General features: G+C 56.5%; 14 protein-coding genes. 2 read left to right on the top strand and 12 right to left on the bottom strand.

Annotated features, from left to right (window positions below):
- Nucleotides 1-29: 29 nt before the first annotated feature.
- Together QMG93_RS33185 and QMG93_RS33190 are read right to left on the bottom strand one after the other, a co-directional pair.
- A complete protein-coding gene (locus QMG93_RS33185) occupies nucleotides 30-614 on the bottom strand; it encodes a hypothetical protein (RefSeq protein ID WP_281944188.1) in 585 nt (194 codons plus the stop codon).
- A 15-nt stretch (nucleotides 615-629) separates the two neighbouring features.
- Nucleotides 630-1,403, bottom strand: coding sequence for an RNA ligase family protein (locus tag QMG93_RS33190; RefSeq protein WP_281944190.1), 774 nt, complete (start codon nucleotides 1,401-1,403; stop codon nucleotides 630-632).
- A 208-nt stretch (nucleotides 1,404-1,611) separates the two neighbouring features.
- Between QMG93_RS33190 and QMG93_RS33195 the strand changes: the two genes are divergently transcribed.
- Nucleotides 1,612-3,639, top strand: a complete 2,028-nt coding sequence (locus QMG93_RS33195) for a Kelch repeat-containing protein (RefSeq protein WP_281944192.1) — start codon at nucleotides 1,612-1,614, stop codon at nucleotides 3,637-3,639.
- A gap of 75 nt (nucleotides 3,640-3,714) precedes the next feature.
- On the opposite strand, the gene QMG93_RS33200 is transcribed toward QMG93_RS33195, so the two are convergent.
- Nucleotides 3,715-4,137 carry a hypothetical protein gene (locus QMG93_RS33200; RefSeq protein ID WP_281944194.1) on the bottom strand — a complete coding sequence of 141 codons (423 nt, stop codon included), beginning with the start codon at nucleotides 4,135-4,137 and terminating at the stop codon, nucleotides 3,715-3,717.
- 284 nt (nucleotides 4,138-4,421) lie between these two features.
- Here QMG93_RS33200 and QMG93_RS33205 point away from each other — a divergent pair, with 284 nt between their 5' ends.
- Nucleotides 4,422-5,318 (top strand): helix-turn-helix transcriptional regulator, encoded by an 897-nt coding sequence (locus tag QMG93_RS33205; protein WP_281944195.1) that lies wholly within the window; start codon nucleotides 4,422-4,424, stop codon nucleotides 5,316-5,318.
- Between the two features lie 61 nt (nucleotides 5,319-5,379).
- Here the strand turns inward: QMG93_RS33205 and QMG93_RS33210 are convergent, their stop codons facing one another.
- Genes QMG93_RS33210 through QMG93_RS33250 form a run of 9 tightly spaced genes read right to left on the bottom strand, consistent with a single transcriptional unit; the run spans nucleotide 5,380 to nucleotide 15,575 of the window.
- Nucleotides 5,380-6,387 carry a Gfo/Idh/MocA family protein gene (locus tag QMG93_RS33210; protein ID WP_281944197.1) on the bottom strand — a complete coding sequence of 336 codons (1,008 nt, stop codon included), beginning with the start codon at nucleotides 6,385-6,387 and terminating at the stop codon, nucleotides 5,380-5,382.
- A 19-nt stretch (nucleotides 6,388-6,406) separates the two neighbouring features.
- Nucleotides 6,407-7,426, bottom strand: a complete 1,020-nt coding sequence (locus tag QMG93_RS33215; protein WP_281944199.1) for a Gfo/Idh/MocA family protein — start codon at nucleotides 7,424-7,426, stop codon at nucleotides 6,407-6,409.
- A gap of 39 nt (nucleotides 7,427-7,465) precedes the next feature.
- A complete protein-coding gene (locus tag QMG93_RS33220; RefSeq protein WP_281944201.1) occupies nucleotides 7,466-8,389 on the bottom strand; it encodes a carbohydrate ABC transporter permease in 924 nt (307 codons plus the stop codon).
- 8 nt (nucleotides 8,390-8,397) lie between these two features.
- Nucleotides 8,398-9,300, bottom strand: coding sequence for a carbohydrate ABC transporter permease (locus tag QMG93_RS33225; protein ID WP_216791518.1), 903 nt, complete (start codon nucleotides 9,298-9,300; stop codon nucleotides 8,398-8,400).
- A 1-nt stretch (nucleotide 9,301) separates the two neighbouring features.
- On the bottom strand, nucleotides 9,302-11,515 hold the full coding sequence (locus QMG93_RS33230) for a DUF5696 domain-containing protein (RefSeq protein ID WP_281944204.1): 2,214 nt from the start codon (nucleotides 11,513-11,515) through the stop codon (nucleotides 9,302-9,304).
- Nucleotides 11,508-12,233: a YIP1 family protein gene (locus QMG93_RS33235; RefSeq protein WP_281944205.1), complete on the bottom strand. Its 726-nt coding sequence runs from the start codon at nucleotides 12,231-12,233 to the stop codon at nucleotides 11,508-11,510. The genes QMG93_RS33230 and QMG93_RS33235 overlap by 8 nt, the downstream gene beginning before the upstream one ends.
- Complete coding sequence (locus QMG93_RS33240) at nucleotides 12,230-13,687, bottom strand: hypothetical protein (RefSeq protein WP_281944206.1); 1,458 nt, start codon at nucleotides 13,685-13,687, stop codon at nucleotides 12,230-12,232. The genes QMG93_RS33235 and QMG93_RS33240 overlap by 4 nt, the downstream gene beginning before the upstream one ends.
- 37 nt (nucleotides 13,688-13,724) lie before the next feature.
- Nucleotides 13,725-14,603, bottom strand: coding sequence for a carbohydrate ABC transporter permease (locus QMG93_RS33245; RefSeq protein ID WP_281944207.1), 879 nt, complete (start codon nucleotides 14,601-14,603; stop codon nucleotides 13,725-13,727).
- A 3-nt stretch (nucleotides 14,604-14,606) separates the two neighbouring features.
- Nucleotides 14,607-15,575: a carbohydrate ABC transporter permease gene (locus tag QMG93_RS33250; RefSeq protein ID WP_413789367.1), complete on the bottom strand. Its 969-nt coding sequence runs from the start codon at nucleotides 15,573-15,575 to the stop codon at nucleotides 14,607-14,609.
- Nucleotides 15,576-15,602: the final 27 nt, after the last annotated feature.

Here is a 15,602-nt window from a genome sequence, read left to right on the forward strand (position 1 = left end):
ATCATTTGCGGCAGGGTCGATCTTCCGTGTCATAGTTTGTAATAATTTATCCATTTATTCGAATACAGCGAAAAATAGTCAGCCACCAACTCATTTTGCTCATGGAAGCTTAAATCCGTGAAACCTCTTATCTCTTCCATCGTCTCACTATGATCTATGCCGCTTTTTACAATGCCCTCTTCAAACCGCAACTCAAGAACATCCCGGAAATGATGCGTACATTCATAATCACTAAACCAATCATCGTACCCTACGACGTCAGCGCATAAAATTATGCCTCCCGAATAACCAAGGGGCAGATTCACCTGCTTGTATTCCCAAAAACCGCCGTAGCCCTTCTTTCCCGAAACGCCATTCAATTCAGGAGGACTAACAACCGAACAATTCAGAGTTACACAAAAAGACTTGAGAAGAAGCTGTAGATCATCCATTTCATATAGACAATGGAAACCTCTCCAGCATGCTGTAGAACGCTCAACAGGATGATACCCAAATTTTTCGGGAGTAAACGGCCAGTCCTTCTCGATAGCCGCCAGTTCATAGTGCTTTTTCTTGCTGTATTTATTGTCGTTTTCCTTGTTGTATTTGAAATAATCGGGGATCTGTTCAGACATATGGGTGTGCGCAGCTCACTTTCTATACGTTCTTTCGTAATCCTCAAAGCGGATTTTTCTAATCTGCTTGCGGTCCGACGTGCGAACGATAATGCCTTCGGACTTGCCTCTGGCATCGATCCCGACTTGGGTTTGCTCAAACTGCTTCAAAAAAGAAAACGTCTCTTCCAACGACTGCGGAAAAGCCGAGCCCTTCACGTTAGTCAACAGCGGCGCATATGCCAGCTCCATCGTTTTAACAAAATCGAGCTTCTCCGCCTCATGATAAAAAGGCTGGTTTCCATGATCGCGCCATTCCGCTATTTTTTCTTGCGGCAGCGTAAGGAGATGCTCCAATTGCTTCCTATCCAATGAAAACACGTCAAAAACTCTGTACGCTTGCGTCTTGTTTTCCGTGTAGTTTTTAGCCGCCTTCGTTTTCCCTCCGTACGATTCCTGATAGATGACGGTCAATGCCCAATCCTCGTCAGCACAAATCCGGTCTGTTAATTGATCGGCCAACGGGCGCAGAAATTCGGCAATATTCCCGTAAGGGTTGCCTATCCTGTCTCCTTTGGCAAACAACAGTTCCTCTCTGGAGCCGATGAGATAATCGATGTCGTTCCCATTTTTGAACAAAATGATCCTGGCGTTCTCCCCATCCACTTTTTCGTAAACAAATACATCGTCGGCCTCGGAGAAGCCTCTGGCTTCCGATAATTCTTCAGTTAAACGGCCTCTCTCCCCCAATTGATGATAGGTAAGAATGCTCGGATATTTCGTCAAAGAGTTCATTTTCTTTAAGTCCATGAATGGTTATCCCCCTGAATATCTCGTATGTTTTACCATAATAAGGTTTCTACAGATTCATTATCGTCTCCTTTGGGCAAAATTGTTATTTCTATTTTGGGATGGGCGATTTCGGGGCAAATGTCCGGATATTAACTAAAGTAAGCTTCCATATCCACCAAAATGTGCTATGATGCCTGATAACTATTTCCGAAAGACAGGTGTCCTGATGTCAAATACTTATGCCAACCATCGAATCGAAAAAGCCGATCTTGATTTTGACGGGGTCAACGGAACGTATTTTAATGGCGCCGCATATTTGTTTTATCACAAAAGGTCTACGACCCAAGGAGATCGTATCGTGTACTCCCGTGTCATCCTCAAAAACGAGAAGGGCAAGGAAAGCTTGGAAACGTACGATGCCAATACGGTGATGCATAATAAGAAAAACTACAACGTCAACGGCCATACTGAAATCTCCAACGTTGCCAGCGTCGTGCACCAAGGAGCGTTGTATGTATTTTGGACGGAGGACGGCCACCTCTGGCACAAGAAAACGGCGGACGGCCAGACGTGGACAACGGCCGAACAGATCGGCTTTGCCTTCAATCGGCGCACGCAATTCGCGGCCGTGTCATTGGGCGGACGACTGTATCTCATCGGCGGACGCCATGTGGACAACAAGGACACCTTGGTTGTGGTTTTCCTCGATAACGACGGAAAAACGTGGCGTTCCGAGAACCATCTCAACTGGAAAAATATTCGGAACGTGTGCGCCTGCGCCTACCATGACGCAAACGGCAGCCTTAGCATCATGATCGGCATCGTGACCACCAACGCGAATCTGTGGACGGCAGTGTATCGCTGCAGCATCGACCCGAACAGCGAAGGCAGCGGGCTGCGGGAGGTCAGCAGCCAGCGGCATAACGAATACGACGGACTTGTCGACTTCCTTGCCTTGGAGACCGGTACCGTTCAGGACGGCCTACAAGATCCTGCGATCCAGTTGTTCATCAATGGCTGGCACCGACCTCACGTCTGGGCCGGGTACAAAAACAACCAGAAGAAAGAATACAACATCCGTACAGGCGTATGGGGACCGAAAATGACCCGCTCGCACGGTCATACGAAATACCCGACCTGGAAATACATGGGTACCCTGCAATACTTCGCACCGTTCGGGGATAAGGGCGAAATGCAGCAAGAAATCTGGCTCTACATGTGTTATAACGACGACAGCGTCGTGCAGCAGGGGAGGAGCCAACTGGTGCTCTGCCGCTACAAGTCGGACAAGATGAAATATGTAAAGACGGAAGACGGCACGGTCAGCAAAGAATTCCGGGCTCTGATCGGCGTAGTGGAAGGCGCTCCTCCCTATGTGCGGAACGGCAGCGAATCCGGCAACTACGGGTCTACCTTCTATTATGGCCGTACCGAGACCAGTCAGGTAGCGATTTCCACCCAGTTCAAGTTCAGCGCGTATGTCAAAGCGGGCGGCAGTCTGCCTGTCGGCGTGGAGGCCACTTTGAAATTCACCACCGAGCATTCGTACAAAGCGACACAAGCCTCGGAAGTGACCACCCTGTTTGACAAAAGTATCGTTCCTGTCCCGGGGGAGAATGCCGTAACTTACATTTACCTCGCGCCTCATGTCTTCAAGACAACCTATGAGATGTACGACTGGAAAGGAGAAAGACCGTTCGGCATTCAGAGCTGTTTATTCCATGCGAAGAAGGCTAGTGTCGATTTTGACATGCACGATATTCTCCATACCTACGTGAACAACCCGAACACGCACAATTACGAGACCTTCCTTCTCCGTTCCGGCGACTTGGCTCCGTATGCCGACACCGAGCGCAGCCTCTCGCTCGATGTCACCTGGGTCCCGGGCGAGACCAGCGTCTTTTTCCAAAAGAAGACCTCGGCCGTCGAGATTGAGAGCAGCAAAGTGTCGGCCGAATTTGCGGAGGGCATCAAAAACATCTTCGACATCGGCGGCAATCTATCCTACGAGTATGAATTCTCTCACCGCTCCGACGTGTCGGAGAAGGTCGGTGTAAAATTGAATTTCCCGTTCCCACGACCCGATCACCCGGAAGACGTCAAAAAATATGTGCTTCGCATGCATCTGTTGGTGCCCGGCGAGAATCAGACCAAGCCATGCTATTGGATTCCAGAGGGCAAAGAAGAGCAGCGGCCGTGGTGCGTGGCATGGTCGGTTGAGGAAGTCGTCAAGCAGGGAAAGAAAACAACCTAGGCGAAATCCGTCCGGCTGGAACGACAGGAGCCAGACAAAAAGCGGCCCGATTGGATCGGAACCGCTTTTTTGTCTTCACTCCGCAGGAAGCCCCTTCACCTCGCATCCGGGACAATAGCGGATGTAGTTGAAGTTTTCGGTCGGAACGGTTTTGACCGTCTTGCCATTCCGATCTTTATAGATCTCGTATTGCCGGTAAGCTTCCACCAAGTAGCTTCCGTCTTGATACTGATCGGCCAATTTCCACTGCGTGAATACCGAGTATTGCTTGGCTCCGTTTATGGAGGAACCGGAAGTGGAGAATGCCCCGGTAGTAGCGATGGCCGGTTCACCGCCGACCTCAATTTTGCCTAACAGGCTCATCGCCCCATCGGATAAAAAAGGAAAGCTATGTTTCCTGTCCACCATAATGAGCAGAGCCAGCAGCATATTCAAAAACACAACGATAGAAATCCATACCGATTTCTTATGAACGATATTCATTGTTCGCTGCAGCACCGTATCCCCCCTCTATAAGACAAGTTGTCTTTTATCATTAGATATGCGCTTCAAGGGCGGAACATGCTTCGACTGGAGGTCCGGTCCGCAGGAACCTAGGGACCACGCGGGCTGCGGCCGTATCAAGCAAGCCAGCGGTTCAAATGGTCCATCGTCGGCCGATGAATTTGCATCTTTATTCGCTAAAGGATCTTTTATGAAAAGAAACAGGAATTTAACAGTTAACGTTGAATGTTGATAATACGGAGGAAAGATAACGTTTTCATAGAGGGGGCGGTTTTCGGATGCGGTTTCCACGCTACGAGGTTCGCGAAGAAATTCAAATCGGCAAGCTGATTTCCTGCTTCTATTTCGAGTTATCCAAAAACTACAGGTACGCCGGCGAAAAGCACGATTTCTGGGAAATATTTTACGTGGACAAGGGTGAGATCGAAATCGACACCGATTCCGGCCATTTCAACTTGAAGCAGGGTGACCTGCTGTTCCACGAGCCCGACGAATTCCACAGTCCGAAAAGCAACGGAAAAGTATCCCCGAACGTCTTCATCGTCACCTTCGAATGCGAATCCGAGCCCATGTCGTTCTTTCTCAAGCATAAGCTGTTCCATCTGGACGACAAAATACGTCCGGTGCTCGCCCGGCTGATCGAGGAAGGCTGGAACGCCTTCGGGCCAAGCCCCGCAGGCAGCGGCAGAATCCTGTATCCGCGGGACAACGCCCCGTTCGGAAGCGAGCAATTGTTCAAGCTGCATCTGGAAACGCTGCTGATCCACCTGATCCGCGCAAGCAACGAAGAGCGGGATATCAAATCGCCCCCCGTCCCCCGCAGCAAGCAAGAAAGCGGCATGGCCGACCAAGTGATCGGCTACATGAACGAGCATATCGGTGATAATTTGACGCTGGATATGCTGTGTGACCACTTCGCCATCGGGCGGACCCAAATGAGCATTATGTTCAAAAAACGGGTCGGCTGCGGCGTTATGGAATATTTAAACCAGCTCAAAATCGACCGCGCCAAAACCTACATCCGCGAAGACGTTTACAATCTGACCGAAATCTCCGAGCTCCTCGGCTACAGCAGCGTCCATTACTTCTCCCGCCACTTCAAGAAAGCGACCGGCATGACGCCGTCGGAGTATGCGAAGACGCTATCCGCCGGATACGCCCGGATCGTCAAATAAACGCCCGAACGCAGACGGCCCTCCGTTCCCATCGAGCAAGCGGGGAAGGAGGGCCGGACCGTTACAATAAAATTTCGCGGCGGCTCCGATACGATTCGTACGTACTGAGAATGATCTCCAGCGAATGCTTCCCGTCATGGCCGGTCACGACCGGCTCGCGATCGTGCAGCACCGCCAGCGCCATATCGCGGATCTGTGCGGCGTGACCGTCAGGAATGACGGTAAACGGCTCGAACTGCGGAATATCCACCTGCTCTCCGATCACATCAAGCGTCGTAATCTCGTCGCCGGTCAACACAATCGTGCCCTTGTCGCCGTGAAGGACGATCCGGTGGTCGGGCTGATTGTAGGCCGTTGTCGTCGCTTCAATCGACCCAAGCGCGCCGTTTTTGAACTGCAGCGAAGCGACAGCGGTATCCTCCACCTCGATATCCCGCAGGACGTTGCGGGCGTAGCCGTGCAGCGAATCGACCGGCCCGGCCAGCCATTGAAGCAAATCGATCGTGTGGATACCCTGATTCATCATCGCCCCGCCGCCGTCCATCGCCCAAGTGCCGCGCCAGCCTGCACTGTCGTAGTACGCTTGGTCACGGTAAAACTTGACGTAGCCGGAGCACAGGCTCAGCCGGCCGAGCTTCCCGTCGTCCAGCAGCTTCTTGACGAATCGCGAAGCGGGCGACATGCGCCGGGGAAAGATCGTCGCCAGCTTCACGCCGATGACGTCGCAAGCTTCGATCATCCGCTCGGCATCCGACAGCCGGATGGCCATCGGCTTCTCGCAGACGACATGCTTGCCCGCCTCGGCCGCCTGTATCGTCTGCCCGGCATGCATGCCGCTCGGCGTACACAAGCAGACGACGTCGACGTCAGGGTCCGCCAGCAGCCGTCCGTAATCGGTGTATGCCTTCACCCCGTACTTTGCCCCATACTGCTCCGCCCGCCCTGCATCGACGTCGCAGACGGCCGCAAGCTCCGCTTCCGGAGTCCGCTCGATGCCGGTAAAATGACTCGACGATATGCCGCCGCAGCCGACGACGGCAAACCGCACCTTGCGTGGTAGATCGCTCATTTCGTATCCTCGCTTTCAATTACTCGTATTCATCGTTCACGGTATGAATCAGCGTCGCATTCTCGTCGGCAAGGACGGTCGCCCGGCTCGTCGCGATAATGTCCCGGTGCGTCAGGAGGCTCGCCTTCCCTTCGATCCGGTTCAGAAAGTCGCGCGTAATCGTAACCTTTACGGGCTCCGGCTCCATGCGGACGAAAGGCTCCCCTTGCGTTATCCGGTAGTACAACTCGCCGCTCGCATCGCAGGAAGGATCGCCGTTTAAGCGCAGCTCCGCGCAGCCTTCCGTTCCGGTCACAAACAGGCGGCAATCGCCCCACGTCCAGCTTCTCTCCGGCGTATGCCAATCCGTGTACAATTGCGCCATCGTGCCGCCGTCCAGCAGCACCTGCGCGCAAGCCGTATCGTAGAACGTCAGGTGCTCGGGCAATATATGCTTGGCCATCAGGCTGTTCACCGACGCAATCTCCTGTCCAGTCAGCCAGCGCAGCAGATCGAAGTCGTGCACGAACAGGTCGATGATAATCCCGCCGTTCCGTTCCTTGGAGAAATGCCAGGCGTGACGGGTAGCCGGCGACAGCCGGTGCGGCTTGCGCATCGTGATGCCGACGATGCGGCCGAGCGTTCCCGCATCGATCTCACGCTTCAAAGCCGCCATCGCCGGGCGGAACCGCTCGGTCAACAGCAAGCCGATCTGGATGCGCCCGCGTCCGGCAACCGCCTCCAGCCTGCCAAGGTCGCCTCTTCCGGTAACGGCCGGCTTGTCGAGCATGACGTGCTTGCCGTGATGCTCGCACCATTCGATCACGTCGATTTTGTCGCCGTTGACGGCGGACGACCCGATGATCCGGATCGACTCGTCCTGCAGCGTATCCGCGCTGTCAAGCAGCGGAATGCCGTGCTTCTGTGCCAGCGACCGGGCCAGCGCGTTGCGCTCCGGCTCGTAAATGCCCGCGCACTCGGCCCCCTCCGCCATCATCTCGTCGACAAACGTCGCGATATGGCCGTGCTGGCAACCGTATAACGCAAATCGGATGGACATAAGACAGCTCCTTTCTCTTTTTACTGCGTTACCGCTTCCTCATTCCACGAGCCCCGTCCTCTCGACGCCTTCCACGAACCACCGCTGGGCGATCATGTAGACGAGGAGCGGCGGCATGATGATCAGGAAGCTGGCCGCCATGCGGACCGTTTCGTTCAAGTCGAAGCTGCCCTCCGTTTCCGGGTACATTCCCGTCAGCACCTTGTTCAGATTGAACAGGCTGAGCGACAGCGGCACGTCTTTGCCGCCAAGCAGCATGCCGGTGACGAACGTTTCGTTCCAATGCCAGACGAACGAGAACAGAAACACGACCAGAATAGCCGGCTTCGCAAGCGGGATCATGACCCGCCAGTACACCCGGAACGGTCCCGCACCGTCGATCAGTGCCGCATCCTCCAGTTCCTTCGGCAGTGTCAGGAAAAACTGGCGGAAAATGATCACGAACAACGCGCCCCGCACCCCATGCCCGAGCAGCGCCGGCAGCAGAATGCCCCAGTGCGTGCCAAGCAGGCCCAAATTTTTGAACAGCACATAAAGCGGAATGATGAGCGTCTGCGGCGGAATGAGGAAGCTGAAAATAAGCAGCAGGAACAGCGCGTTTCTGCCCGGGAACTTCAGTCTGGCGAAGGCATAGCCGGTAAGGGAGCAGAAGAACACCTGTCCCACGGCCGAGCCGCCGGACACAATCAGCGAGTTTTTCAACGCGTCCGGGAACTTGAGCCCCTGCCAGGCCAACTTCAGATTGTCCCAAGCCAGCGACGTCGGCACCCACTTGATCGTCGGGTCGAGCAGATCGGCCGTCGTCTTGAACATCGTCGACAGCATATACAGGAACGGCGTCAAATACATAAGCGCGACGTCGAGCAGGACGAGGTACAGCAGCGCCAGCACGACGATCCCCTTGCGCTCCCGGTCGCCGAACAGCAAGACGCGCGTCCGGTCCACCCACTGTCTCCATACCATGGCCTCCCCTACCTTTCTCCCGAGTAATGAACGAATTTGCGCGACAAGCCGAGTACGGCGAGCAGCAGGACGAAGACGGCCGTAAAGTAGATCCACCCCTGCGCGCTCGCGTAGCCGTAGCCGAGATTGGCCGTCGTCATGTTCGTGACGATCATATTCAGCACCGGATTGAGCAGCGGAACGGTAAACATGTCGACGATCGTATAAATGACGTTGAGCAAAATAAACGGAGTCAGCGCGGGCAGTGTAATTTTCCACAGCATCTCCCAAGGAGTCGCCCCGTCGATGAGCGAAGCCTCGTACACACTCGCCCCGATCGTCTGAAGACCGGCCAAATATAACAAAATCTGTACGCCGGAATACCACAAAATGACGACGAACAGGTTCAGCACGGTCAGGATCGGATCGGCCCAGAACGTCGGCACGTTGGCCGAGATAAAGCCGGCGATATCATATTTGTTCAGCATGTCGAGGCTGCCCGCCTTCTGGTTGAAAATTTCCGACAGCACCTGGCCGGTGCTGAAAATGACCGGAAGGAAGAAGACGGCGCGGAACGCCATCCGTCCGCGGAATTTCAAGTTGAGCAGAAGCGCCACGAACAGCGAAAACAGTACGATGATCGGGATGACGAGCAGCGTGTTTTTCATCATACCGACAAGCGCAGCAACAAACGTGTTGTCGGATAAAAACGCGTACGAATAATTTTCCCAGCCCTTGAACTCAAACTTCATCCCCTCCCCGGTAAACCGCACCTTCTGAAAGCTCATGTAAAGCGAGAAGCCGAGCGGGAACAGGACGAACAGCCCGAGTCCGGCCAGCCACGGAATGAGAAACAAGTAACCGGATATCGCCTGCTGCGTCTCGATCGAGAGGCGGGATCGCTTGGGACGCGTGAAAGACGAAGGCTGCATCTTACCCCTCCTTGCCGACGACGGCGAACTCGCGCGGCTTGACCGTGATGGCGCCCGCCGAATAGGCCGTATCATTGTAATTGACGACAATCGCCGTCCCGTTCTCGTAGCGGGTTTCGAACACGCCGTCGGCCAGCTCGCGGTGCCCCAAGATAAACAGGCCGCGCACCGGGCCGAGCGCTTCGTTCCAGCGTTTGTACTCCGAGGCGATCTGCTGCTTCCACACGTCGTATTGGCTGCTGTAAATAAAATCTCCCGGCGTATGGCGCAGCAGCGCGGGATCTTCGTAGGTGAGCAAATAGTGCGGAACGGCGCCGAACTCGATCGAGCGCAAAAACTCGGTCGTTCCCGTTTCCCGCAAGTTGCCCCATTCCCCCGAATAATCGACCAGACCATGAACGGCAATCGGCAGGAACGGAACCGCCTTGGTGGCGACCAGATCATAGCTGACGCCGATCGGCATCCGCTGGACGAAATCGAGCTGACCGATGAGGTAGCTATTGCCTTCCGCCGCCCCGGTGAAGCCAAGACGCTCCTTGGCGAGCCGGAGCAGCTTGCGGTAGCTTTCCGCCGCATCGGCGCGCGTCGCAGGGTGGGACGAACGATAATCCGAGTACAGGCTGCCGAGTCCTTCGAAGTACATGCCATCGATGCCGAGCGCCTCGTAGCTCCCGACGTGCTCCTCGAACAACCGCAGAGCGACGGATGCGGGATTCACGTATTCGGCCTCGCCAAGCCTTTCGTCGTAGCGCGCCTTGTTGTTGATGTCCCGCATCACGTCGCGGGACGGAACGAAGCCGCCGTTCTGCCGCGAGCGCGTAAAATCGGCCTGCAAGTAGACGCGGTCGCCCCGCTTCCGCGCTTCGCGGGCAAAAGCCCGTAGCCCTTCGTCGCCTCCGAGCCCCTTCTCCGCCGGCGGCACGTCGGGCATGACGCTGCGGTCCCCGCCTTTCGCCCAGCCGTTGTATAGTACATGAATTGGTCCGATTCCCGAGGCGTGCAGCCCTTTTAAAATGTCGATCCCCTGCCCGAACGTCGTGACGGGCACGAAATTCGGCGAGAACAAGCCTTTTTCCTCGGCGCCGCCGTAGAGCGTCACAAACAGCGGAAGTCCGTTCGCGTCGGGCGCGATTTTTTTCATCCCTTGCGTTTCCATCAAGTAGCTGCGGTAATCGGCCGCCATTCCGGCGTAATCGGCTTTGCTGCCGTTCTGGAAGTAGTAGCGGATGCGCCGGTTTTCCGTCGACCTCGTCTTCTCCACCGTCTTATACCCGGCCCCGAGCTTGCTCGTCTGACGAAAATACTCGTTCCGGTACACGAATTGCGGCGCAATCCAGTGGAACGACGTGTACAGCCCGGCGGGCGTCGCGTGCACGGTCGACGTCGCTTCCCCCTCCTCGATGACGGCCAGGTACGAATGATCGTCCCGCTTCAGGCCGAATGCCGGAAAAATCGTATGGGTCCCCGGCTGGCCCGGAATCGCGTCGTCGCTGCCATAAATTTTCGCGGAGACGCGGGACAGCAGCTGATGCTCCGCCTTCATCGGAACGAGCGCGCCCATCTGCAGCGGCACCAGCATGTAGCCGTCCCGCTGAATCGACTGCTTCTGGACCGCGCCGAAGAACGGGAACGGCCAGATCGAGACGACCTGCTTGCCCGCGCTTTCGGCGATTTGGTCGCTCGGCACGCTCACTTCCAGGTACCCGTTCTTCAACCGGACGACCGTCTTGAACCGGATGCCGAGCGTCTGCAGGTCGAACGTCAGCTCCGCTCCACCCTCGACCGGGGCGATCGTCGTTCTCGTTTTGGCGTCGCTCCCGTTCGCGGTGTTGATCAGCACGCCCGTGCTTTGCTTCGCGGCATCGACATAGTCGAGCATGAACGGGGAATCGGCGTTGCTTTTCCATAGCCCTTTCAAATCCGGCTCCAGCTTCGTGTCCGGATCGCTTCGCCAGACGAAATCGCCTTGTTTGTCCCGGACCCGGATATGCCCGGCGTCGTTCACGAGCAGCTCCAGCCGGCCGTCCTCGGCCATTCGCCGGTAGCTGTCCGGGTTGTAGTCGATCCGCTGAATCGAGGCCGGGTTGATCGGGGGTGGCGAACCTGCCTGCCGCTGCTCCGGCTTACCGACGAGGGCCCCCGCGAAGCCGAGCGCATACGCAGCTCCGGCCGCCGCCGCCAGCAGGAGCAGGCCCGTTACGATACGTCTAAACACGGTAGGCTACCTCCTTCACGATCTGCGCGACGAAGTCGTAAAGCTGGAACGTCAAGCCCGCGAGAATAAACAGCAGAATCCAGATCGCGAACATGAACAGCACCGACAGCACGACGTTGACGGCGGTCTCGCCGATATCGTAATTGTGAATTTCTTTGACCATGATGAAAAAGAGCAGCAGCGTCCAGCCGATCATCACTCCGTTGCCGAAATCGTATACGACCTTCTCGTTCAGCGTCAGCACGTTGGACAGCAGCGCGAGCGGCAGCGAAAGGAGCAGGAACGGCATGAGCGCATACGTACTGCCGACGAACACTTCCGTCCATCGGCCCTGCCCTTTCATGATCGAACCGATCCAATAGTTGGCGGCGACCCACGTCAGCCACGGCACGAAGAATTGCAGCAGCAGCGTCAGCGGACTGACGTTCTCGACGCCCGACGGATTGAACAAATACGATGTGGCCAGCTTGCTGAGCAGCAGTACCGCGAAGGCGGCGATCAGCAGCAGCACGGCCGCGAGGAAGCTGCCTTCGCTGCGATAGCGCAGCTCCCCGAACGCGTCGAACGGATGCTTCAGCACCCGCAGCGCCTGCTTCCATTGAAACCTCACGTCCTTCGCCAGCTGCCCCAAGTACGGCGACAAATGCATCGCCTTGGCGGACCCGGCAGACCCTGAGACGCGGCGCTTGTCATCGGGCGACATATGTAACGCGGTCATCGTTCTTCCCCCTCGATGCTTCGCGGCGTAAGCCACAGCTTGCGCTGCCGGTTCCCGAGCTTGTTCTTCAGTCTCCGCCCCAGCGCAGCCGCAATCAGCAGCACGGCGCCGCCGAAAGCCAGCTGCGCAAAATGCTTCTGCATCCACAGCAGCCGTACTTGCCAGAAAGCGTCGGAATAGCCGTTAAGATCGCCGCCCGCCCGGAATTCCCGCATCGCCTGCGCGTAATCGCCGTTCTTGTAGTACGCTTTCGCCAACCCGAGATGGGCGCGGAAATATTTGCTGTTCCTGTGCAGCACTTCGCGCCACGGGCCTGCGCTCTCTTCGTAATGGCCTTGGATGAACAGGTCGGTCGCCTGTTGGACGAGCGACCCGAACTCGGTCCGCTTGAACGTCTGGATCACGTTCGCTGTCCGGTCCAAGACGAACAGCTTGCCGGCCGAATCGATCGCCAGCGCCGACGGGTATTGGAACAAGCCGAGCTTCTGAAACCCTTCGTCCCTGGAGCCGAAGGCAAACATCAAATCACCGTTCGAATTATATTGGAACAACATGCCGAACTGCGCATCGACCGCAGTGATGTTACCGAGCGAATCGACGGCGATGTCGGTGAACTGCTTTTGCTGTCCGGCTAGCAGCTTCGTAACGCCGTAGTCTTTTTCGCCGAGCAGATCCTTGCCGTCGTAGTTGAGCTTCTTAACCTGACCTTTCGTCACCTGCATGGAGGTCGTATACAGCAAGCCGTTCGGCCCTATCGACACGTTCGATACGGAGCCCGGCAGCTTGAGCAGTTCCTTCTGCAGCTGCTCCTTCGTGAAAAAGAGCCGTTTCAACGCGTCAGTCAAGCCGAAGTCGACTTTGTTGGCGCCGAAAAACCCTTCGAAAGCGCCCTCCGGATCGAGCAGCAGCAGCCCTTGATAGCCATTTCGCGTCGCCACGTACAGGTACCCCCGCTCGTCGACGGCCAGCTTTGTCGGCTGGTAGACGAAATTCGGCGGCAATACCGCCGATTGCGGCCGACGGATCGCGCGGATATACCGCCCTTCGGCGTCGAACACCGCGATGCGCTCATTCTTCGTATCGGCCACATAGATCATGCCGTCGGGACGCACGAACACGCCGTTCGGCTCGTTCAGCTTCCCCTCCCCGTCAGGCTGAAGGATGCGCACCGTCCGGCCCCGTTCGTCCAAATGGACGATCCGGTTGTTGCCGGTATCGGCCACGAACAAATGATCCTTTGCGTCAATGTACAAATCCTCCGGATTTTTCAGTCCGCCGTGCATGAACGTATCCGGCACATAAGCAGGTTGAACCGGAATTTCTTGGCCCTCCAAGTCGTAGATGAACGTGCCGTACGGCACATCGGCGCTCGCGATCCCACCGCTCCATAGGCCTAACGCGGCGAGCAGAAGCAGCGCAGTCAAGCAGCGCATCCCCCGCCTTCTCATCGCCATCCCTCTCCCCCTTTCCTCGTCCGGACGTCGCAGCCGGTCATTTCAATCCCGAATGCGCCATTGTCGAAATAACTTTTCGTTGGAGCAGCAGGAACAGGATAAAGCTCGGAAGGAACATGAGCAGCCCCGCCGCAGCCGCTACCCCTTGACGCGCCACGCTGTTCGCGAGTCCGCTGGTCAGCGTGCTGACAAAGAACGGCAGCGTCTTCATCGTCTCGTCCTCGACGTACAGCGTGGACGTCTCCATGTTCCCCCAGGTCGACTGGAAGATGAGAATGCCTGCGGTCGCCACCGCCGGCATGCACAGCGGCAGTATGATTCGGCCAAACAGAGTGAATTCGTTCGCTCCCTCCAGCCGGGCCGCTTCCAGCAACTCGTCGGGCAGCAGATCGATGAACTGCTTGAACAGAAAAACGATGACGGGCAGCGCAATCACCGGCAAAATGTGCGCCCAATAAGTATTAATCAAGCCAAGCTGGCTGATCACGTAATAACGCGGAATTTGCACCGTCTCCGGGGCGAACATCAACGAGACGATAATGACGGAAAACATCCACTTTTTCCCAACGAATCGGTGCTTGGACAGCGCATAGGCGCACAAGGCGCTGATCAGCGTTCCCAGCACGATGGTGGCGATCGCGACGATGCTCCCGTTGAACAGGTAGCGGCTGACCGGTACGACCGCCGTCTTCGTCACGACAAGCAGATCGTAGAAGTTCTCGAACGTCGGCTGACGCGCCAAAAATGTCGGCGGATACAGAAACAGCTCGTGGTATGGCTTCAGCGCATGATTGAACAAGTACACCATCGGCAGCAGCATGAACGCCGCCAGCAGCGTCAGCATGACGGTCAGTGCCCATTGGAAAGGCGTCGTCCGGTTCAGCCTGCTCTTTTTCCGGAACCGCAGGTTCGCCATCGGTCATTCCCCCTTCGAGCCGAATAGCTTCCAACACAGCTTGCTGGACAAATAAATAATGACGAGCAGCACGACCGACACCGCCGAAGCGTAACCCATCTCGTAGCGGATAAAGCCGAAGTCGTCGATATGGTTGATCATCAGATGCCCCGCATAGTTGGGCGACGGGTTGGAGCCGGTCAGCTCGACGCTGATCGCTCCCGCCTTCAGCGTGCCGACAACGGACATGACGGCGCCGAACAGCATTTGCGGCTTCATCGACGGGATCGTGATATACCAAATCTCCTGCAGCCGGGAACGGATGCCGTCGATCCGGCCGGCTTCGTATAGCTGCCGGTCCACGTTCTGGATGCCTGCCAGCATCGCCAGAAAACCGACGCCCATGCTCGACCAGAGCGAGACGGCGATCATGATTTTCATGATGTATAGCGGCGAAGTCGTCCAGAGCTGCGGCTCGTTGATATACCCGATGTTGAGCAGGAAGCTGTTCAAATACCCAAGCCGGTCGCCGCTGAACATAATGAGCCAGACGACGGACATGGCGATGCCGGCCGTCATCGAGGGCGCATACATGGCCAGCGTGTAGAACGCACGGATGTTGTGCGGCAGTTGGGCGATCAGCCAGGCGAGCGCGAACGATAGCGCATACCCTACCGGGCCGACGATGACCGCGAACAGGAACGTATTCGGCAGCGCATACTGCCAGAAGACGAGGTCCTGCGTCAGCAGTGCCTGATAGTTGAACATACCGATAAAGGCAGGCCGCTCGATGGCGTTGAAGCTTGTGAACGAAAGCGCAATTGCCGCGACCGTCGGCAGCGCAATGAACAGCAGGAACAGCAGGAAGAACGGCGACACGAACAAGTAGGAAACCCACGTCCGCTTCATATCGGCCACAGCCGCCCGGACCCGCTCCCCCAGCGAGACGGCGGCCTTCCGCTTCTTGCGGGTGACGCTGGAAGCAGGGGCCATCGCGGCCCCGGTATGGCGAGACGGATT

It is taken from the genome of Paenibacillus tyrphae, assembly GCF_027925525.1.
In the GTDB taxonomy this organism is placed as follows: domain Bacteria; phylum Bacillota; class Bacilli; order Paenibacillales; family NBRC-103111; genus Paenibacillus_G; species Paenibacillus_G tyrfis_B.

Bases quoted from the DNA above. Each gene is read 5' to 3' on its own strand.
- QMG93_RS33210 (WP_281944197.1), bottom strand. From the start codon at position 6,387: ATGAGCGATCTACCACGCAAGGTGCGGTTTGCCGTCGTCGGCTGCGGC.
- QMG93_RS33250 (WP_413789367.1), bottom strand. From the start codon at position 15,575: ATGGCCCCTGCTTCCAGCGTCACCCGCAAGAAGCGGAAGGCCGCCGTC.
- QMG93_RS33215 (WP_281944199.1), bottom strand. From the start codon at position 7,426: ATGTCCATCCGATTTGCGTTATACGGTTGCCAGCACGGCCATATCGCG.
- QMG93_RS33205 (WP_281944195.1), top strand. From the start codon at position 4,422: ATGCGGTTTCCACGCTACGAGGTTCGCGAAGAAATTCAAATCGGCAAG.
- QMG93_RS33195 (WP_281944192.1), top strand. From the start codon at position 1,612: ATGTCAAATACTTATGCCAACCATCGAATCGAAAAAGCCGATCTTGAT.
- QMG93_RS33245 (WP_281944207.1), bottom strand. From the start codon at position 14,603: ATGGCGAACCTGCGGTTCCGGAAAAAGAGCAGGCTGAACCGGACGACG.
- QMG93_RS33225 (WP_216791518.1), bottom strand. From the start codon at position 9,300: ATGCAGCCTTCGTCTTTCACGCGTCCCAAGCGATCCCGCCTCTCGATC.
- QMG93_RS33190 (WP_281944190.1), bottom strand. From the start codon at position 1,403: ATGGACTTAAAGAAAATGAACTCTTTGACGAAATATCCGAGCATTCTT.
- QMG93_RS33240 (WP_281944206.1), bottom strand. From the start codon at position 13,687: ATGGCGATGAGAAGGCGGGGGATGCGCTGCTTGACTGCGCTGCTTCTG.
- QMG93_RS33235 (WP_281944205.1), bottom strand. From the start codon at position 12,233: ATGACCGCGTTACATATGTCGCCCGATGACAAGCGCCGCGTCTCAGGG.
- QMG93_RS33220 (WP_281944201.1), bottom strand. From the start codon at position 8,389: ATGGTATGGAGACAGTGGGTGGACCGGACGCGCGTCTTGCTGTTCGGC.
- QMG93_RS33185 (WP_281944188.1), bottom strand. From the start codon at position 614: ATGTCTGAACAGATCCCCGATTATTTCAAATACAACAAGGAAAACGAC.